Origin of the sequence: Nocardia mangyaensis (assembly GCF_001886715.1) — a bacterium.
Taxonomy (GTDB): Bacteria; Actinomycetota; Actinomycetes; order Mycobacteriales; family Mycobacteriaceae; genus Nocardia; species Nocardia mangyaensis.
Window position 1 is genome coordinate 6559309 of record NZ_CP018082.1, and the last position, 19609, is coordinate 6578917.

Sequence of the window (19609 nt, forward strand, 5' to 3'; positions counted from 1 at the left end):
GGAGGTCTGTCGATGCGAACGCCCGCGAAACTGGACGAGCTCGATCTGGCGATCCTGACCGCGATGCACGAGTTCCAGAAGGCAGGAATCCTCGAGCTCTCGCGCCGGACGAAGGTGGCGCGCGCGACCGTGCAGGCGCGGATCAACCGGATGGAGGAGGCGGGGGTGATCGCCTCCTACGACCCGCAGCTCGATGTCACCGCGGCCGGTTTCGATGTGCAGGCGTTCGTCACCCTGGAGATCGCGCAGGGCGCGCTGGACACCGTCAGCGCCGAGCTCGCCGCGATCCCCGGGGTCCTGGAGGCGTACGCGACCACCGGCTCCGGGGACGTGCTGTGCCGCATCGGCGCCGATTCGCACGCCGGCTTGCAGGCCGTGCTGCTCAGCATCGACCGGACCGGCTCGGTGGTCCGCTCGCACAGCGTGATCGTGCTCTCGACGGTCGTCGCCCGGCGCACCATGCCGCTGCTGCGCACGCTCACCCCGGCGGGCACGGCGAAGGCACCCGCCTACCGGGATCAGCGCTGAACGATCACTGCCGGGCGAGGCGGGTCAGCAGGCCTTGGACGTGCGCCTCGGCCGCAGCGCGCGCCGATTCCGGGTGTCCGGATTCGAGGGCCTCGACGATGCGCCGGTGTTCGCGCAGGGCCACGCGACGGTTGCGGGCCGAGCACCACAGGTCGCCGCGGTAGAGGTGGGCCTGGGCTTCCAGGCGGGCCAGCTCGTCGACGACGCAGCTGTTGCCGGAGGCGTCGCGGATGAAGGTGTGGAATTCGATGTCGAGCTGGGCGTCACGGGTGGCGTCGGTGCTGTCGTCGAGGTTCGCTTCCTGGGCGGCGATGATGGCGCCGAGCTTGTCGAGGTCGGCGTCGGTGAGCCGGGTGGCGGCCGCGGCGGCGGCCAGGCCGTCGAGGGCGGCGCGGACCGCGAGCACGTCGCGGATCCGGTCGTCGTCGACGGCGGCCACCTTGGCGCCCGCGTGCGGCGCGCTCACCGCGAGCCCCTCGTAGATCAGCTGCTGCACCGCCTCGCGGACGGGACTGCGACTGACCCCGAGCTTGGTCGCCAGCGCGGGCACGCTGAGCGCCTGGCCCGGGGTCAGCTCGCCGGAAAGGACCATCTGCCTGATCTGGCGGTGTACCGACTGCCCGAGCAGCGAGGAGGTGCCGTCCACGGTCATCGCGGTGTCCTTTCCGGGTCTGGAGGGGTAATTATCCTCGCGGCTGATAGTTGGCCCGCACGCGCTGGGTCAAGAAGTCCGCGGCGGTGACGGGCGGGTACTTGCCGGCGGGGCCCTGGATGATCGCGTCGCGGTCGGCCTGGGCGAAGTAGGCGATGCTGTAGCGCTCGCCCTGGTACTCGCCCTCGCCGGGGCTGCGGACCCGGTGGAAGTTCGACGGCAGCAGGTCATCGCTCCAGCGGGTGAGCATGTCCCCGATATTGCAGGTGATCAGGCTCGACGACGGGGTGATGGAAGTCCATTCCTGTTCTTCCATCTCCTTGCCGGGGCACACCTGCAGCCCGCCCTGACCGTCGCGCTGGAACAGCAGGGTCAGGCAGTCGAAGTCGGTGTGCGCGCCTGCCCGCCAGCGACCGGGGACGCCACGCAGTTCTTCGGGGACGGCGAAGTAGTGCAGCAGTCGCAGCGCGCTCTGGTAGTTCGGCGACTCGGGATCGTGTGCGGCGGTGAAGTGTTCGCGCGCCAGACCGAGCCGATCGGCGAAGCAGGACAGCACCCGCATCGCCACCGCCCAGGCTCGGTGCTCGAAATCGAGTACGCGGGCACGGAATCCGGCCAGTTCGGACTCGCTGGGCCAGAGCTGGTCCATGTGTGGGCGGGTGACCTGGTAGGACTCCTTCTGATCCGGTACGCCGATGGACGGGCGCACCTGGCTCAGCGATTCCCAGCCCGCGTTGTCCTTCTTGACCAGCGGATACTGGCCTTTCACATCCTCGGGGAGGGCGAAGAAGTCTGCTGTGGCGCCGAACATTCCGTCGATCAGATCTTGCGGGATGCCGTGGCCGGAGAGCTGGAAGAAGCCGATCTCGGTGGCGGCGGCCCACAGCTGGTCGGTGATCTCGGCGCGACGGGCGTCGAAGTCGGTGAGGTCGATGACGCGGATCTCGCGGTCGGCGGTTTCCCGGCCGAGTCCGCCCATCTGCTTCTCGCGCGAGACTTCGGACAGGTCGTAGCTGGCGGTCATGGTGTGACTCCTTATCCGGTGACGGAGATGGCGGGATCGAGGAATTCCTTGGTGACCAGGTCCGTGGCCGTCAGCCCGGCTGGCACGTCGGCGCCGCCGGTCCGCAGGATGGGTCCGAATTCGTCGATGATGCGCTGGACGCGGGCCTCGTCGAAACTGCCGAGGACGCCGTCGGTGTCATTGCCGATCAGGCCACCGTCGATGAGTGCCGTCGAACCGAACGCGGCCAGTTCGGCGCTGTAGGGGCTGAGCTTGGGGTTCTGCGAGACCACGTCCACGACCACGTCGTTGACGTGGGACGGGTCGGCCGTGAACTGCGCGGTGGCCGTCTGGATCATCGGCACCAGCTTCTTCAGGCAGGGCCGCAGTTCGTCGAGCTTGTCGGCGCGCACGTTCACGGTGCGGGCATAGCCCTCGTAGCCGACATCCTTGAGCAGCTGGTAGCTCACCGGCTTGTTCCACGCGCGCACCTCGTTTTCGTAGGTGAACGGTTCGGCGTTGGCGAAGCCCTGCTGGGCGAAGGACGGGTCGGTGACGAAGCGCGAGGGCGAGTTGTCGTAGGAGGCGTCGATCTGCTCGGGCTTCACCAGTCCACGCGCGACCAACCAGTCCGGGTACAGCTGGCCCTTGGAGACCACGATCGGCTTGCCCGACTTGCCGATGTCGGCGATGCCCTGCCAGCCGGGATTGGTCGACGGGTCCCACATCAGCATCTGCGGGCTGTTACGCAGCAGGGTGGTGACCGCGACGATCGGCTGCTGTCCGGCGGCGGCGATCGCGTGCTCGGAGTGGGCCAGGCCGAGGGTGATCGACTGATCGACATACATCTGCGAGGGCACCGTCTGGAACCCGATGGCGGGGCCGCCCGCGCGGATCTCGAGCTGCACCCCGGTGTCCTTGCCGTCGGTGACGAGCGGACCGGTGATCTTGTTGTTGTCGGCGTCGACCTGGTAGCCGGGGCCGAGCAGACCGAAGATCGGCCCGGAATCGGTTTCCGGCGCCCACTGCAGCTGCACGACGACGGTGCCCGGGCAGTCGGCGGCGAGCTGCTGCTCGGCGGGGGCGGATTCGAGGGCGACAGCGGCGGTCTCGGCGGCGTCGTCGGAACAGGCCGAGGCGGCGCCGGCGAGCAGGACGGCGAGCGCGGCGACGCCGAAGCGGCGCACGGGAAGTGGCTTCTTCATGGGGTGATCCTCTGTGCGGGCTAGTGGGCCGAGTTGTGCCAGCGGCCGACGCTGACCTTCTGCACCACGGTGAATACGGTGAAAACGAGCACGCCGAACAGCGCGGCCAGCAGCAGCGCGCCGATCAGGTCCTCCGACTGCAGCCGGGCCCGGTAGGTGTCGAGCAGGGTGCCGATACCGGGTTTGCCCTGCGCGAAGAACATGTCGCCGATGATGGCGCCGGTGACCGAAAGCCCCGCGGCAGTGCGCAAGCCGGTCAGGGTCGACGGCAGCGCGGCGGGCAGTTGCAGTGACCAGAGCCTGCGCACCCGACCGGCGCGGCCGAGGGCGAACAGTTCCTGCAGGTTGGCGTCGACGGATTTGATGCCGAACAGCGTCATCGCGATGATCGGGTGAATCGCGATCAGCACGCACACCGTGGTGCGGGCGGCGAAGCCGTAGCCCAGCCACAGACCGATCAGCGGCACCACGGCGAGCACCGGAATCGCCTGCAGCACCACGGCATACGGGTAGACAACCTTCTCGATCGGCTTGGCCTGACTCATCAGCACCGCGATGGCGACACCGAGCACGGCCGAGATCACCAGGCCGAAGATCGCGACCCTGGCGGTGACCACCAGCGCCTCGAGCATCACCTCGAGTTTGGCGGGATCGGCCAGCGATTCGCTGAACACCACATGCGGTGGCGGCAGCAGGAACCGGCGGCTCTCGCTGAGCACCAGCATCGACACCGCGTACCAGGCGGCCAGGGCCAGGGTGATCGAAACAAGCGGCGCGACAAGGACACTGCCGAACTTGCGCAACTGCGCGATGGGAGGCGGCAGCTTCGTCCGGGGGTCGGCAGGAGCGGGGGTAGCGGCTGGAGCGGCGGCGCGGGCCACGATGCTGACCATCAGGCAGCCTCCTTCAACGAGCGCGAGGTTCGCGAGACGAGTTCGGTGAAGGCGGGCTCGAAGCGCAGCTCCCGCTCCCTCGGGTACGGCAGGTCGACGTCGATCACCTCGTGGATGCGGCCGGGGCGCGCCGACATCACCACCACGCGGGAGGCCAGGAACACCGCCTCCGACACCGAATGGGTGATGAACAGCGCGGTGAAGGCGTTGTCGCGGTAGAGGCGAAGCAGCTCTTCCTGCATGTTCAGCCTGGTCATCTCGTCGAGCGCGCCGAACGGTTCGTCGAGCAGCATCAGCCGCGGTTCCAGTGACAGCGCCCTGGCCAGCGAGACGCGCATGCGCATACCGCCGGAGAGCTGATTGGGCAGTTTGTTCGCGAAGTCGGCCAGGCCGACCGCCTCGATGGCCCGCTCGACCCGGGCGCGGCGCACCGCGCGGTCGACCCCGGCCAGTTCGGCCGAGAGTTCGACATTGCGGCGGACCTTGCGCCAGGGCAGCAGCGTGGCTTCTTGGAAGATGAAGCCGATCGAGTTCGTGCGCACCGCGACGGCGCCGTCGGTCACCGGCTCCAGGCCGGCGGCCAGGCGCAGCAGCGTGGACTTGCCACAGCCGGACGGGCCGACCACCGCGACGAACTCGCCTTCGCGGATGTCGAGGTCGATGTCGGTCAGCGCCAGCGTGCCCTCGGCATCGCCCGGGCCGCCGAAGCGCTTGCTCACCCCGGCGAAGGAGACCTCCATGCCGGAGAGCAGCGTCCGCGCGTCGGCGTCGTTCACCGTGTCGTAGAGCGTCACCGTGATCACCTTCTCCTGCGGTATGTCGATGTTGCGTGCAACTTCTGATTGATTTCAGTCTGTACTTGGTTAATTACATGCAATGTGTGGTTCGTTTCGAGCGTATTAACAATCAGCGCATGCGAATCAGGCGTTGTGCGAGATCCTGGGCATCGACCCTGGTGCTGCTGCCGTCACGGATCACGGCCTCGCCGTCGACCCAGACGGTGTCGATCACACGCGGTGACGCGGCGGTGAGCAGGGTGGCGCCGGGGTCGAGGACGGGCAGGCAGGCGAAGTCGCGATCGAAGCGGACCAAGGTGAGGTCGGCACGGTCGCCGACGGCGATGCCAGTGCGCGCAGGGCGGCCGAGGACCCGGCCCGCCGCGCCGGTGGCCATCCGCAGCATGGCTTCGAAACCGAGCAGGTCGGCCCGCTTGTTGGCCGCACGCTGCAGATACGCGCCGAAGCGCAGGGCCAGCAGCATGTCCTGGGTGTCGTTGCTGGCCGCGCCGTCGACGCCGAGGGTGACGTCGATGCCCGCGGCGAGCATTTCCGGGACCGGGGCGACGCCGCTGCCCAAGCGCATGTTCGAGACCGGGTTGTAGGAGACGGCGACACCGCGATCGGCGAAGACCGCGCGACCGTGCTCGTCGAGATTGACGCAGTGCACGGCCAGGGTGCGGTCCCAGAGGAAGCCGCCGGCGTCGAGGTAGTCGACGGCCGAGGCGCCTGCATGCAATCGGCACATGTCGTCGTCGGTGGTGGTCTCGAGTACATGTATAGACACCGTCTTGCCGGTGGCCTGCGCGTACTCGCGGGTCGCCGCCATCCCCTCGAGGGTGAGGCAGCGCGGGTTCGGGACGGCGAGGGCGGTGGTGATACGGGTACCGAGCAGGTGTTTGTCGAGTTCGTCGACGTGCGCCAGTACCTCGTCGAGTGGCTGCATGAGGCGCGGGTCGAGGCCCCACTTGCGGGTGATGTCGGCGCGGTCGGCGACACCGCGACCGAGGACGACGCGGATGCCGAGCTCGTCGAGGGCGCGGATCATCGCCTGGTGAACCGCGTCGGACGGGCTGGGCCACATGTGCTCGACCACGGTGGTCACACCGCTGCGCAGCAGCTCCAGACCACCGGCCAGAGCCGAGAGATAGGTCTGTTCCGGGGTGGCGGCCACGGTGTGCTCGCCCACGCAGCGCAGCCATTCCAGCAACGGCAGACCCTCGCCGACGCCGCGCAGCACGGCCTGCTGCAGGTGGGTGTGGGTGTTGACGAAACCGGGCAGCAGGTAGCCGTTGCCGCCGTCGAAACGCGGCAGATCGGCGTGTTCGGGACCGGCCGCCAAGGCGAGGACCACGCCGTCGCGGACGACGACCTCGCCGGGCGTCCAGCCCTGTTCGGTATAGACGGTGACATCGGTGATGACAACGGACGCGGGAGTTCCCATGCGCGCACCTCTTTCGGGATGCGGCTGGTTCGCCCGCCGGGTTCAGCGCGGCACGTCGTCCGTTGCAGCCATGAACGTCGTGGGGACGACGATAGGAAGCCGGTGTTGCTTCGACGTTAAAGCCGTGTCACGGAACAGGTCCGCACCGCGCAGCCGGCCTAGACGCTGGGGCGCCACTGAGTCACGCGCGGTGGTCGGGTTCGCGGAAGCCCGGGGGGCTCGATCCGCAACGCTGTAGCACGGGATGCGCGCGGAGCGGTCAGCGGAGCTGAACGACCACCTTTCCAGTGGCGGTCCGCTCATCGAGCGCCGCAACGGCTCCAGCGGTCCGCTCGAGGGGGTAGAGCACCGGGTCGGGCGCTGGGATCGCGCCCGAGGCCAGCAGGGGCGCGACCTCGGCCCACTGCTCGGCGAGATAGGTGGGATGGCTCATCACCCATTCGCCCCAGGCGGCGCCGATGACCTCGACATTCTTGAGCAGCAGGCGGTTCACCTTCACGGTCGGGATCTCCCCCGCGGTGAAACCGACGACCAGGAGCCGACCGCCACCGGCCAGGGAGCGAATGCTGTCGGTGAACCGGTCACCGCCGACGGGATCGAGGACGATGTCGACGCCGCGCCCGCCGGTGAGCTCTTTCACCGCGGCCAGCCAGCCCTCGGCGAGCACCACATCGGTGGCGCCGTTGGCCTTGGCGACCTGAGCCTTCGACTCGGTGCTCACCACCGCGATCACCCGGCCCGCACCCAGTGCCTTGGCCATCCGCAGGGTGGAGGTGCCGATACCGCCCGCGGCGCCGTGGACCAGCACGGTCTCGCCCTCGGCGAGCCTGCCGCGTGTGGTGAGGCAGAAGTGGACGGTGAGGTCGTTGAACAGAATGCCGGCGCCCGCCTCGAGCGAGACGTTGTCCGGCAACTCGAAGACCGCGTGTTCGGGCGCGACCGCCACCTCGGCGACGCCGTTGCCGAGCATGGTCAGCGCGGCCACCCGGGCACCCGGGCGCAGCGCCGAGCCCTCCGGCGCCTCGCGCACGACACCGGCGACCTCGCCGCCGACGACGAAGGGCAGGCCCGGCTTCATCTGGTAGAGACCGCGCGTCATCAGCACGTCGGGGAAGGCGATCCCCGCGGCGTGCACATCGATCAGCACCCCACCGGGGTAGACCGCGGGTTCGGGCAGGTCGACGATCTCGATCGCCGACGGACCATCCAACTTGCCGACCTGGGCTGCGCGCATGGTCGTTAACATAACCCGCCGGCCGGGTCAGCGATAGGCGAATTCGGACATCGATTCGCTGGCCAGCACCGCGCCGTCCCGGACGATCGTCAGCCCGGCCGAGGTGATCTGGTACTGGGTGCCGTCGGTCGGATTGGTCGCGGTGAAACCGCCCCCGCCGGTGGGCACCGGATCGTCGAGTTCGAGGCCTTGGCCATCGCTGTCCCTGGCGCCCTTGTAGTAGTACCGGTCGGCGCCGGTCTGGCAGATGACGAGGCGGGAGGCGGAGGTGCGCGCGATGGTCATCGCGGCATCGTCGTCGTCGCAGCGCGGGCCACCGTCGAGGAAGCCCTGGCCGTCGGCGCCGGAGACACTCGAATACAGCGGCGGCACCGTGATTCCCGGTGGTGCGGTGGTGGCATCCGGGGTGGGTACGGTCTGGCTGACCGTCCCGATCACCGGCGGTGGCGGTGCGAAGTCCGTGGCCGACGGCGGTTCGGCCACGGACTGCTCGGTACCGCTGATGCTCACCATGATCCACACGGCCACACCGACCACCGCGACCACGATCAGCACACCCAGCGCCCCGGCAAGGATCGGCCTCGACGCATTGCGTTGCGGCGAGGGGGCCAGCGGCACCGACGGATGGGAGTACCCACTCGTCGCCTGCGGCCCGGCAGCCTGATACCCCGGCGGCGGCACCGTCCCCAGCACCGGCCCGGCTCCCACCGGCCACTCGACTCCCGACGGCCGCTCGACTCCCGACGGCCGCTCGACTCCCGACGGCCGCTCGACTCCCGACGGCCACTCGACTCCCGACGGCCGCTCGACTCCCGGCGGCTGGCTGGACCCCGGCCGCTGGCTCTCGTTCGAGAGCCGCCCGGACCCCGCCGAAAACTGGTCGGCGGAAGGTGGCTGGCCCACATCGGAAAACTGGCTTGCACCCGGCAACTGACCGGTTCCCGACGGCCACCCTGTGCCCGACGACTGGCCCGCGTCCAACGGCCGACCTGGCGCCGGCGGCTGGCCCTTCATCGAAGACTGGCCAGCTTCTGGCGCCTGACCGGGCGCCAAGCCCCGGCCTGTTCGCACGGCTTGGCCAGCCCCCGGAGCACGGGCAGCGCCCGGAGGCCGGCCCGCTACCGGCAACTGGGCGGACCCCGTCCACCGGCCCGCATCCGGCGCCTGCTGGGAGATCCCCGGTATCGGCTCGCCCGTTCCGTGCGGCTGGCTTCTGCCGTGCGGCTGACTTGTCGCATGCGGCTGACTCGTACCGTGGTCCTGACTCGTCCCGGGCGGCTGGTCGCCCGCGCCCGGGGCGACGAACATCGCGCGGTCGATCCGCGGCCCCGGCTCGGTGGCCGGGGCGTTGCGCTCGATCTGGATCAGGGCGCCACGGGCGGCCCGCGACAGGTCGCCGGGGGTGGCGTAGCGGTGGTCGGGGCGCTTGGCCATGCCGCGTTCGATGATCGGGTCGAAGGGGGCCAGGGCGGGGTCGACGGTGCTGGGCCGTGGCGGCGGGGCCATCTGGTGCGAACCGATCGCGCCGGCGAGGCTGTTGACCGGGAAAGGGACCCGGCCGACCAGGCTCTCGTAGAGCACGCAGCTGAGCGCGTAGGTGTCCACCGCCGGGGTCAGCGGGGCGTTCTCGAACCGCTCCGGCGCCATGTACGCCATCGAACCGACCGCGCTGCCGGTACTGGTGAGCTGCGGATCGGTGGCCGTGTGCGCGATACCGAAATCGACGAGATAGGCGAACAGGTTGCCGGTGAGCAGGATGTTGGCCGGTTTCACGTCGCGATGGACCAGCCCGACCTCGTGCGCGGCGTCGAGCGCGGCGGCGATCTGCTCCACGACCTGCACCGACTCACCAGGGGTGAGGCTGCCGTGCCGCTGCAGGCGTTCCTTGAGATCGGTGCCCTTGACCAGGCGCATGTCGATGTAGAGCACTCCGTCGACCTCGCCCCAGTCGTGCACCGGAATGACGTGCGGCTCCTGCACACTCGCCATCGCGTGCGATTCCCGCCGGAACCGCTGGACGTAAACGGGATCCCTGGCCAGCTCCCGATTGAGCATCTTGAGCGCGACGGTACGGCTCTTGGACGTGTCGTATGCCTCGTAGACCTCCCCCATACCGCCGACTCCGAGGAGCCTGCGCAACTCATAGCGCCCGAACATCGAGCCTGCCATCGACCCGGCGCCCATTCCTGCAGGCTACCGGCCACCGGTGGGGTCTGTCATGTGTGACAACGTCGCCGGCGCCCGAGCTGGGACCCGCACCTGGTACCGCTTGGTCCGCACTCGGCGCGAGGGTGTGATCTGCGCCCCGTAAAGTCGTGTGCGGAACTACGCAAGAAGTCGTGGCACACCTGGTGAGCCGCGCAAGGAGCACAAGTGTCACTCGATCAGCCACTGGCCCCGCTTCCCCAGGAGGGCACGGGTTTCGCCACGGCGTGGCCCGTCCGGGCTGGCGACGTGGATCCGTATCAACGGCTGCGCTTCGATGCCGTGGCGCGCTACCTGCAAGACATCGCCTGGGACGAACTGCACCAGACCGCGCTGCACCGCAGCGACCCCACCTGGATCGTGCGCCGCACCGTCATCGACGTGATCCGTCCGGTCGTCTGGCCCGACCAGGTGCACCTGACCCGCTGGTGCTCGAGCATGTCCACCCGCTGGACGAACATGCGGGTGCGGATCACCAGCGAGGGCGGCGGGCTGATCGAGACCGAGGGCTTCTGGATCAACCTCAGCGAGTCGAGCAACCTGCCGTCCCGGATCAGCGACGAGGGCCTTGCCTACCTGGCCCGATCGACCGAGGAGCACCGGCTGCGCTGGCGGCCCTATCTCACCGATCCGGCCCCGCGCGAATCCGACACCGACCTGCCGTTCCCGGTCCGCGCGACCGACATCGACCAGTTCAACCACGTCAACAACACCTGCTACTGGCAGGCGGTCGAGCAGTATCTGGTCGACTTCCCGAAGCTGGTCGCCGGACCGCACCGCGCGGTGATCGAGTACGTCGCGCCGGTACTGGCCCGCGAGCACATCACCGTGCGCGCCCGCTACGAGCCCGGCGACCCGACCGGCCACCCGGTACTGCGACTGTGGTTCGTGGTCGGCGGAATCACCACGACCGTCGTGCGGATCATGCCGCTGCCGGAATAGCCCCGGCCCCGCGCGGGCCGGGGCCTGCGGCTACCCCTTCGCGGCTTTGAGCAGGTCGGCGCGGGTGGCGAACTTGACCCGTGGCCTGCCCGCCGCCTTGCCCGCGGTCTTCTCGGCTTGGTCGATCGTCTTCCAGCCCTTGCGGTCGACCAGATCGGGCTGACGCTGCGCGAGCAGTGCCTGCAGCGCGGCCCGGTCACCGCTGGGCGCGGCGAGTTTGCCCGCGATGAAGTCGGCGATCACCGCCTCCACGGTCTCCTCGGCATCGACCCGGTTGGAGCCGATCACCCCGCGCGGGCCACGCTTGATCCAGCCCGAGACGTACACGCCCGGCACCGGCTCGGTCGCGTCGATGACCCGGCCGTGCTCGCTGGGCACCGTGCCGCGCCGCTCGTCGAAGGGCAGGCCGGCGACGGGGACACCGCGGTAACCGATCGAGCGCAGCACCAGCCCGGTGTCGAGGGTCTCGGTGCGGTCGGTGGCGGTAGCCACCAATTGCCCGTTCTCCTCGGTCAATTCGTTGTGCGCGAACTCGAGCGCGGTGGCGCGATCGGTGCCGTGCACCACGGTGGGCGTGGCCAGGTAGCGGAAGATGATGCGCTTGTTGGCCGGATCGCGCGGCGCGGTCGAGTACTCCTGCGCGAGCTGGTACTTCAGGCGCAGCGCGGGCTCGGTGTCCGGGTCGTCGAAGACGGCGCGACTGTGCGGATCGAGGTCGAGGTCGGCCGGATCGACGATCACGTCGACGCCCTTCAGGTGCGTCAGCGCCAGGAACTCCGGCGAGGAGTAGGCCGCCTGCAGCGGACCACGCCTGCCGAGGACAACGACCTCGCGGATACTGCTGCGCCGCAGGGCGTCGAGCGCGTGGTCGGCGATGTCGGTCTTGGCGAGTTCGTCCGGGTCGAGGGTGAGCACGCGGGCGACATCGAGCGCCACATTGCCGTTGCCGACGATCACCGCGCGCTCGCCGGACAGGTCGAACTCGCGGTCGGCGAAGTCGGGGTGCCCGTTGTACCAGGCGACGAACTCGGTGGCCGAATGGCTGCCCGGCAGGTCCTCGCCGGGCACGCCGAGCCTGCGGTCGGCGGAGGCGCCGACGGCGTAGATCACCGCGTGGTGGTGGTCGAGCAGTTCCTGGTGCTCGATGTGCTCGCCCACCTCGACGTTCAGGTAGTACTGCAGAGTGTCGCGGCGGAACGCGGAGTCGAACATGTTCGCCACGCCCTTGGTGCCCGCGTGATCAGGGGCGACGCCCGCGCGGATCAGGCCCCACGGGGTCGGCAGCCGGTCGAACATCTCGACCTCGACGTCGCTGCGCCGGAGCAGTTCGTCGGCGGCGTAGCAGGCCGCCGGACCGGCGCCGACGATCGCGACGCGCAGAGTGCCCAGGGTCTTGGGTGGGCGCGTCGGGGTGGCCAGCGGGTCGAAGTTGGACTCCAGCGGGTGGCGCTGGAAGTAGGCGGCGTTGATCTCGCGATACCTGGCCAGCGAGGCGAGCAGATCGTCCTCGGGGAAGATGGCGTCCACCGGACAGGCGTCGACACAGGCTCCGCAGTCGATACAGGTGTCGGGGTCGATGTACAGCATCTCGGCCGTGGCGAATTCCGGCTGATCCGGAGTCGGACGGATGCAGTCGACTGGACACTCGGTGACGCAGCTGGCGTCGTTACAACAACGCTGCGTGATGACGTAGGCCATAGGTGCAGATCCTCGAAATATGTGGTCGGTGGCTCGAGACGTGCACCGCAGCGGGCCCGCGGCGGGTAGGCCACGAACACATCCAAGGTGACGTAGCTTTCAGTGTGCCTCGAGTGTGACCGCAACCTCACCTGCGCCCGGGATTACGGTGTTCTCATGGCGACGACCCTGATCCTGATGCGGCACGGAAAATCGGCTTACCCCGACGGCGTGGACGATCACGCCCGCCCGCTGGCCCCGCGCGGCGAGCGCGAAGCCGGCCTGGCCGGGGACTGGTTGCGCGCGGTGATGCCGCCGATCGACGCCGTGCGCTGCTCGACCGCCCAGCGCACCAGACAGACCCTCGCCGCCACCGGCATCTCCGCACCGGTGGACTACACCGACGACATCTACGAGGCGAACCCGCATACGCTGATCGAGCTGTTCCAGCTCACCGACGACGCGATCGACACCCTGCTCGTCGTCGGCCATGTGCCCGGAATCCCCTGGACCGCCTGGGAACTGGCCGCCAATCGAGAATCCGACCAGGCGACCGAGCTGAGCCGCAAGTTCCCCACCTCGGCGCTGGCCGTGCTCGAATTCAACCGGCCTTGGGCACAGCTCGGCCCCGGGATGGGCGAACTCACGCGCTTCCACGTTCCGCGCTGAACCGCGCGGAGGCGGCCTACTTGAGTAGTTTGCCGCCGACGACGATGCCGACCCCCAACAGCGCGAGCAGCAGGAAGGCGACGAATCCGTTCGTCAGCCACCACACCACCGCGAGTACGAGTACCACCGGAGCCACCGCGATCGCGGTGATCACGGGACTTTCCTTGACCGTTTCCCACGCCGAGCGGGCCCTGATGCGGTCGATGTCCTTACCAGCCATGTGATCCACACTACGTTTCTGTCGGTCCACAGTGCCATGCTGTTGGGCATGGATTGGAAAATCGAACTCGTTGCCATCCCGGTCACCGACGTCGATCGGGCCAAGGATTTCTACACCAGTATCGGCTTCAACGCCGATCACGACCACACCCCGAGCCCTGAGATCCGGTTCGTGCAGCTCACCCCGCCGGGCTCAGGGTGTTCGATCTGTATCGGCCGCGGCATCACCCAGGCCGCGCCGGGCAGCGTCGAGGGCATGCAGATCGTTGTCCCGAGTGCCCAGAAGGCCTATGAACAGCTCGTCGCCGCCGGGGTGGAGGCCACGCCGGTGCAGGAGATGGGCTGGGGCCTGTTCACCTTCTTCAAAGACCCCGACGGCAATCAGTGGGCGGTCCAGGAGCTGCCGAACTACAGCTGAATTCGCTCGTCCCCGAAACCAAGTCTTGCTTGGAGTGCACTCCAGGTGGCTAGCGTCGGTGAGGTTCCGTGAGAGGGGACGAGCACTATGGATCCACACGCCGAACCAGGCGCGACGAGCTACGACGACCGCGAGCTCCCGAGATACTCGATCGGCGAGGCCGCCGATCGCTCAGGGCTCAGTCGCGACACCTTGCGCTGGTACGAGCGGATCGGGCTGATGAACTACATCGGGCGCGACCACGCCGGGAAGCGCCGCTTCAGCGACCGCGACCTGGAATGGCTGGAACTGATCGCCCGGTTGCGGCTGACCGGCATGCCGGTGGCCGACATGATCCGCTACGCCGAACTGGTGCGGGCGGGCGAACAGACCTTCCCGGCCCGGCTGGCGATGTTCCGCCAGACCAGGGCCGATGTGCTCGACAAGATCGCGGAACTGCAGAAGACCGTGGCCGTACTCGACTACAAGATCGCCGTCTACGAGGGCAGATCCGAGGTCGTGCGGCCCGACACCGCGCACACGAGCGAAGGAACCTGACGACATGAGTACCACCGCGACGCTGCCGACCACCGCCCTCGGCACCGACGGCCCGCTGGTCGGCGTGCAAGGCCTCGGCTGCATGGGCATCAGCGAGTTCTACGGCGAGACCGATCCGGCCGAGTCGCGCGCCACCCTCGACCACGCGCTCGAACTCGGCGTCATGCTGTTCGACACCGCCGACATCTACGGCTCCGGCCACAACGAGGAATTCCTGTCCGACTTCGTCCGGGCCAACCGCGACCAGTTGGTGATCGCCACGAAGTTCGGCATCGTGCGCAAGGCCGACGACCCGTCCTACCGCGGCGTCGACAACTCCCCCGCCTATATCCGCGCGGCGATCGAGGCCAGCCTGCGAAGGCTCGGTGTCGACACCGTCGACCTGTACTACGTGCACCGCCGCGACACCAGCGTCCCGATCGAGGACACCGTCGGCACGCTGGCCGAACTCGTCGCCGCGGGCAAGGTGCGCGCGCTCGGCCTGTCGGAGGTCACCGGCGAGGAACTGCGCGCGGCGCACGCGGTGCACCCGATCGCGGCCGTGCAGTCGGAATGGTCACTGTTCTCGCGCGATGTCGAGCGCACCGCGGTGCCCGCGGCGGCCGAACTCGGAGTGGCGTTCGTGCCGTACTCGCCGCTGGGCCGCGGCTTCCTCACCGGCTCGTTCCGCTCGGCGGACGAACTGGGCGACAAGGACTTCCGCGCCTTCCAGCCGCGTTTCACCGGCGACAACGCCGCGCACAACGCCGAACTGCTCGCACCGCTGGCCGCGATCGCGCAGGCGCACGGGATCACCCTGGCCCAGGCCGCGCTCGCCTGGGTGCACGCCAGGGCCAGGGTCCACAACCTGCCGGTGGTGCCGATCCCGGGCACCCGCAAGCGCACCAGGCTCGCCGAGAACGTCGCCGCGGCGACGGTGCGGCTCACCGACGCCGAGTTGGCCGCCCTCGAGCCGATCGCGGGCAAGGTGGCCGGCGATCGTTACGCCGACATGTCCTTCACCTCGGCCGGACGCGAATAGCGACCCGGGTGTCGCGGCCCTGCGGGTCGCGGCACCCGGCGCTAGCATCGCGAGGGTGACCGAGGCGGGCACCACCTTGCCCGAGCAGGAGCACGCCGATCGGGAATACGCGATCGCGCGCGAGCATTGGTTCGATGAACAGATCTCGGTGATCGTCTGGATCGCCGTCGCGATCGGCGCGTTCCACCGTGTCGATCATGAGCGCGCACCCGGTTCCGGTGCGGAAGGAGCGCAAGAAGATGTCCGAGACCGCCCCACAGCCCACATCGAACGAGCCCGAGCGCCGCGTCGCCAACAACCCGGCGAAGAACCGCTACGACGTGTTCTACGACGGTGAACTCGCCGGGTTCACCGAGTACGTCGAGCGCGGAAACGACACCGACTTCGTGCACACCGAGATCGACGACGCCTTCGCGGGCAAAGGTCTGGGCGGGGTGTTGGCCAAGCAGGCGATCGAGGACGTGATCGCGCGCGGACGCACTGTCACCGCGCACTGCCCGTTCATTCGCGCCTACCTCGACAAGCACCCCGAGTACGACGCCCACGTGGTGGGCAAGGGCATCCCGCGATGAGCGATCTGGAGGCCGATCCCACCGAGGCACTGTGTGAGCCCTCGCCGAGTCCGGGACCGATCACCGAGCTGTACCCGGCCAGGGAGGTACCGCTCGGCGGGGTCCGCGGGGTGTACGTGGAACGCACGCTGCCGCAACGTGATCTGCCGACGGTCGGCGCGTGGTGTTTCCTCGACCGGTTCGGTTCGCCGACGGTGACGACGACCGGCGCCTCCCCCGACATCCTGCCGCACCCGCACATCGGGCTACAGACGGTGACCTGGCCGTTCGACGGCCGCATCCGGCACCGCGATTCGGTGGGCTCGGATGTGGAGATCGAACCGGGACAGCTCAACCTCATGACCTCCGGTCGCGGCATCGCGCACTCGGAGTTCGGCGTGCCGGGCGCGAACGCGGGCAACGGACTGCAGCTGTGGATCGCCCTGCCCGGCAGTGCGATCGGCGTGGAACCCCATTTCGAGCAGCATCGTGAGCTGCCCGTCTACGCCGAGCCCGGGTTGCGGGCCACGGTGCTGATCGGATCGCTGGGCGGTGTCACCTCACCGGCACACGCCTACACCCCGATCGTCGGCGCCGATATCGTGCTCGACCCGGGCGCGCGAGTGCGGCTACCGGTGGAACGCGCGTTCGAGCACGCGGTACTGGTCGTCGACGGCACGGTCACCGTCGACGACACCGAACTCGGCCCGGGTCCCCTGCTCTATCTCGGCACCGACCGCGCGGAAGTGCTGCTGTCGAGTACCGAGGGCGCGCACTTCGCGCTGATCGGCGGCGAGCCGTTCGGCGAGGAACTGGTGATGTGGTGGAACTTCGTCGGGCGCAGTCACGACGAGATCGTGGCGGCCCGCGAGGCGTGGGAAGCCCGCGATACCGGCCGTTTTCCCGATGTCCTCGGCCACCCACCCGACGAGCGGATCCCGGCACCGCCGCTCCCGCCGCTGCGGTTGAAGCCGCGCAAGCGGGCCACCGGATGTGGACATGGCTGATCCGGCACCACGGCGCAGCGCGCCGGGTCAGCCCCTGCTGTGCCAGCAGGGCGTCGAGGGCGCGGTAGCGGTCGTTGAGGCCGGTCCGCATGCCGGAACCGAGCATGCTTGCGGAACTCCCAGCGCTCGATGTCGAGGGGCGTGACCGCGACCCCACCAGCGGGTGAGCTGCTCGACCCGGTTGCAGGCGTCCCATACCCGATCCAGCGGTGCGTCGAATTCGCGTTCGATGTGCAGTTCGCGGCCCGGGTCGAGGTGAGGTCGAGAACTTTCGACGATCCATGGACACGTTCCGAGCCCGACTACTACGCTTTGTCGTAGATACGAGCGACGAGGGGGAACTCATGGACACGACCACATGCTGCGTTGTCGGCGGCGGGCCGGCCGGGGCGATGGTGGGGCTGTTGCTGGCCAGAGCGGGGGTCGAGGTCGTCGTACTGGAGAAGCATGCCGACTTCTTCCGGGACTTCCGAGGCGACACAGTGCATCCCTCGACGGTCCGGCTGATCGACGAGCTGGGGCTGGGCGCCGAGTTCGCGCGGTTGCCGCGCTCGGAGCTGACGCGGATGCGCATGTACGCGGGTGATCGCATGGTGGTCGCGGCCGACCTGACCAAGATCCCCGGGCGCTACCGGCACATCGCGATGGTGCCGCAGTGGGACTTCCTCGATCTGCTGACCAGCGCCGCCGGCGACGAGCCGACGTTCACCTTGCGGATGCGCTCGACCGTCACCGGAGTGATCACCGAGGCGAACGCGGTCGGCGGTGTGCGCTATCTCGATTCCGACGGCGTCGAGCACACCCTGCGCGCCGACCTGGTGATCGCCTGCGACGGGCGTGATTCGGTGGCACGCGAGGCGGCGGGGCTGCGTCAGCGGATGGAGGACGTGCCGATGGACATGTGGTTCCTGCGCATCCCGAAATCGGCGGACGATCACGAGGGCGGCGCGGTACAAGCCCGTTTCACCAGCGGCAATTCGGCGGTGGCGATCGATCGCGGTGACTACTACCAGACCGGCTACATCATCGAAAAGGGTCGCGACGCCACGCTGCGCGCCACCCACGACGTGACATGGCTGCGTGAGCGCGTCGGTGAACTGTTCGGCTGGCCCACCGAGACCCTGGCCGCGATCCGCAGCTGGGACGACGTCAAGCTGCTCGAGGTGACCGTCGGCATGCTCGACCGCTGGTACGTCCCCGGATTGCTGTGCATCGGCGATGCCGCGCACACGATGTCGCCGGTCGGCGGTGTCGGCGTGAATCTCGCCGTGCAGGACGCCGTGGCGGCCGCGCGGATTCTGGCGAGGCCCCTGCTCGACGGCACCGTGCGGACCGCCGACCTGGAGAAGGTGCAGCGCCGCCGGATGCTGCCCGCGAGTTTCACCCAGCGCTCCCAGCGCGGGGAACACGACATGCTCATCGCCCCGGCGCTGCGGGGGCAGCTCGAGACCGCTCCCCTGCCGCTACGGATCGTCGACGCGGTGCCGATGCTCGCCGGACTCACCGCCTACCTCGGCGGCATGGGTCTGCGCCCCGAACGCGCCCCGGACTTCGCCCGCCGCCCCCCGGTCGGCGCCACGCCATAGCACCGCCGTCGGCCCGTCACCTGCCGCCGTCGGCCCTGTCAGCCGCCGCCGCCCGGTCATCCGCCGCCGTCGGCCCGGTCATCCGCCGCCGTCGGCCCGTCACCTGCCGCCGTCGGCCCTGTCACCCGCCGGCATGGGCCCTGTCACCCGCCGCCGACGGCCGTGCGCCACCCCGGCCCCACGTTGCCGCTCGACCCAGACGTACGCCGATCGACCACGGTCATCGAACTCCGCCCGGTCGCAGGACTTTCCGAAACCGTGCGCAGCGGTTAAGTTTGCCGCGATGACCGGGCCAGTCCGGTGCGCGTGCGACAGCAGGAGGCTTTGCGGGATGAGGATCGGCACTGTGGTGACCTCGGCGCTGGTGGCGGTGGGCGTCGCCATGACCACGACGGGGATCGGGCACGCCGAACCCACACCGGTGCACGCCCAACAGGCCGTCGACGCGCCGCCGTCGCTACGCGGGATCGACAAGGGTCTCGCCTACGAGGTGAGCGCGACCGAGGACCGCCGCTCGGTGGTGACCACGCTGGACGCGGGTCGCTTCGAGCTCGTGCACGACGGGCAGGTCGTCACCGTCACCGACCGCGACGGCGACGTGATCGCGGCACTGCCGATGGTCGTGCGCGCCGATGAGCACGCCGTGCCGCTCGCGCCGGAGATCGACGAGACCGGGACCCGGCTCACCCTCACCCCGATCGGCGAATCCGAGACCCCGCTGCGCGACATCAGCGCCCAGGAACGCTTCTTCGCCGAAACCCAGCGGCTGCAACCGCAGATCATCGAGGGCGCGGTGATCGGCGCGGCCATCGGCTTCGTCCTCGGCTTCCCGCTCGGCCTGTTCGTGCTCGACTTCATCACCGTGCCGGTCGCCACCGTCGCCGGGGCGGCGATCGGCGCGCTCGCCGGGTACGCGCTCGCCGGTGGTCAGCCCGCGATCGACACCGCGCTCGCCTACGTCACCGGAGCGCCCTGACCGGCGTCACGTTCTCGGCGCACTCCGCTATTTTTGACGGAGGAACTCCGCGCGTGTGAGTGGGTG

The 19609-nt window shown here is 69.2% G+C and carries 20 protein-coding genes; 10 read left to right on the forward strand and 10 right to left on the reverse strand.

The window, feature by feature from the left end; genetic code table 11:
* Positions 1–12: 12 nt before the first annotated feature.
* Complete coding sequence (locus tag BOX37_RS29630) at positions 13–528, forward strand: Lrp/AsnC family transcriptional regulator (protein ID WP_071930493.1); 516 nt, start codon at positions 13–15, stop codon at positions 526–528.
* 4 nt (positions 529–532) lie between these two features.
* On the opposite strand, the gene BOX37_RS29635 is transcribed toward BOX37_RS29630, so the two are convergent.
* The 8 genes from BOX37_RS29635 to BOX37_RS34995 all read right to left on the reverse strand — a co-directional run bounded on the left by BOX37_RS29635 (position 533) and on the right by BOX37_RS34995 (position 9919).
* Positions 533–1180 (reverse strand): GntR family transcriptional regulator, encoded by a 648-nt coding sequence (locus tag BOX37_RS29635; protein WP_071930494.1) that lies wholly within the window; start codon positions 1178–1180, stop codon positions 533–535.
* Between the two features lie 31 nt (positions 1181–1211).
* Complete coding sequence (locus BOX37_RS29640) at positions 1212–2204, reverse strand: isopenicillin N synthase family dioxygenase (RefSeq protein WP_071930495.1); 993 nt, start codon at positions 2202–2204, stop codon at positions 1212–1214.
* A gap of 11 nt (positions 2205–2215) precedes the next feature.
* Positions 2216–3388 (reverse strand): ABC transporter substrate-binding protein, encoded by a 1173-nt coding sequence (locus BOX37_RS29645; protein WP_071930496.1) that lies wholly within the window; start codon positions 3386–3388, stop codon positions 2216–2218.
* Between the two features lie 20 nt (positions 3389–3408).
* Positions 3409–4281: an ABC transporter permease gene (locus BOX37_RS29650; protein WP_084760384.1), complete on the reverse strand. Its 873-nt coding sequence runs from the start codon at positions 4279–4281 to the stop codon at positions 3409–3411.
* Positions 4281–5075 (reverse strand): ABC transporter ATP-binding protein, encoded by a 795-nt coding sequence (locus BOX37_RS29655; RefSeq protein ID WP_071931984.1) that lies wholly within the window; start codon positions 5073–5075, stop codon positions 4281–4283. Before BOX37_RS29655 ends, BOX37_RS29650 begins: the two co-directional genes overlap by 1 nt.
* Before the next feature lie 112 nt (positions 5076–5187).
* Positions 5188–6501 (reverse strand): amidohydrolase family protein, encoded by a 1314-nt coding sequence (locus BOX37_RS29660; protein WP_071930497.1) that lies wholly within the window; start codon positions 6499–6501, stop codon positions 5188–5190.
* A gap of 259 nt (positions 6502–6760) precedes the next feature.
* On the reverse strand, positions 6761–7735 hold the full coding sequence (locus tag BOX37_RS29665; protein WP_071930498.1) for an NADPH:quinone oxidoreductase family protein: 975 nt from the start codon (positions 7733–7735) through the stop codon (positions 6761–6763).
* Between the two features lie 27 nt (positions 7736–7762).
* Positions 7763–9919: a serine/threonine-protein kinase gene (locus BOX37_RS34995; protein ID WP_084760385.1), complete on the reverse strand. Its 2157-nt coding sequence runs from the start codon at positions 9917–9919 to the stop codon at positions 7763–7765.
* 189 nt (positions 9920–10108) lie between these two features.
* Between BOX37_RS34995 and BOX37_RS29675 the strand changes: the two genes are divergently transcribed.
* Positions 10109–10882 carry an acyl-[acyl-carrier-protein] thioesterase gene (locus tag BOX37_RS29675; protein ID WP_071930500.1) on the forward strand — a complete coding sequence of 258 codons (774 nt, stop codon included), beginning with the start codon at positions 10109–10111 and terminating at the stop codon, positions 10880–10882.
* Between the two features lie 30 nt (positions 10883–10912).
* Here BOX37_RS29675 and BOX37_RS29680 read toward each other — a convergent pair whose 3' ends face one another.
* Positions 10913–12580 carry an FAD-dependent oxidoreductase gene (locus BOX37_RS29680; RefSeq protein WP_071930501.1) on the reverse strand — a complete coding sequence of 556 codons (1668 nt, stop codon included), beginning with the start codon at positions 12578–12580 and terminating at the stop codon, positions 10913–10915.
* Between the two features lie 156 nt (positions 12581–12736).
* On the opposite strand from BOX37_RS29680, the gene BOX37_RS29685 reads away from it, so the two are divergent.
* A complete protein-coding gene (locus BOX37_RS29685) occupies positions 12737–13228 on the forward strand; it encodes a SixA phosphatase family protein (RefSeq protein WP_071931985.1) in 492 nt (163 codons plus the stop codon).
* A gap of 16 nt (positions 13229–13244) precedes the next feature.
* Here the strand turns inward: BOX37_RS29685 and BOX37_RS29690 are convergent, their stop codons facing one another.
* On the reverse strand, positions 13245–13448 hold the full coding sequence (locus BOX37_RS29690; protein ID WP_071930502.1) for a hypothetical protein: 204 nt from the start codon (positions 13446–13448) through the stop codon (positions 13245–13247).
* Between the two features lie 48 nt (positions 13449–13496).
* Between BOX37_RS29690 and BOX37_RS29695 the strand changes: the two genes are divergently transcribed.
* From BOX37_RS29695 to BOX37_RS29735, 7 genes are all read left to right on the forward strand, one after another.
* Positions 13497–13865, forward strand: a complete 369-nt coding sequence (locus tag BOX37_RS29695) for a VOC family protein (RefSeq protein WP_071931986.1) — start codon at positions 13497–13499, stop codon at positions 13863–13865.
* An 87-nt stretch (positions 13866–13952) separates the two neighbouring features.
* Positions 13953–14402: a MerR family transcriptional regulator gene (locus BOX37_RS29700; RefSeq protein ID WP_071930503.1), complete on the forward strand. Its 450-nt coding sequence runs from the start codon at positions 13953–13955 to the stop codon at positions 14400–14402.
* A 4-nt stretch (positions 14403–14406) separates the two neighbouring features.
* On the forward strand, positions 14407–15423 hold the full coding sequence (locus tag BOX37_RS29705; protein ID WP_071930504.1) for an aldo/keto reductase: 1017 nt from the start codon (positions 14407–14409) through the stop codon (positions 15421–15423).
* A 197-nt stretch (positions 15424–15620) separates the two neighbouring features.
* Entirely contained in the window at positions 15621–15995 is a 375-nt protein-coding gene (locus BOX37_RS35635) for a GNAT family N-acetyltransferase (protein ID WP_240505101.1), read from the forward strand.
* The gene (locus tag BOX37_RS29720; RefSeq protein WP_071930506.1) at positions 15992–16981 is read left to right on the forward strand and encodes a pirin family protein; all 990 of its coding nucleotides are present in this window, start codon (positions 15992–15994) and stop codon (positions 16979–16981) included. The genes BOX37_RS35635 and BOX37_RS29720 overlap by 4 nt, the downstream gene beginning before the upstream one ends.
* A 344-nt stretch (positions 16982–17325) precedes the next feature.
* On the forward strand, positions 17326–18567 hold the full coding sequence (locus BOX37_RS29730; protein WP_071930508.1) for an FAD-dependent oxidoreductase: 1242 nt from the start codon (positions 17326–17328) through the stop codon (positions 18565–18567).
* 331 nt (positions 18568–18898) lie between these two features.
* Positions 18899–19543: a DUF8020 domain-containing protein gene (locus tag BOX37_RS29735; RefSeq protein WP_071930509.1), complete on the forward strand. Its 645-nt coding sequence runs from the start codon at positions 18899–18901 to the stop codon at positions 19541–19543.
* Positions 19544–19609: the final 66 nt, after the last annotated feature.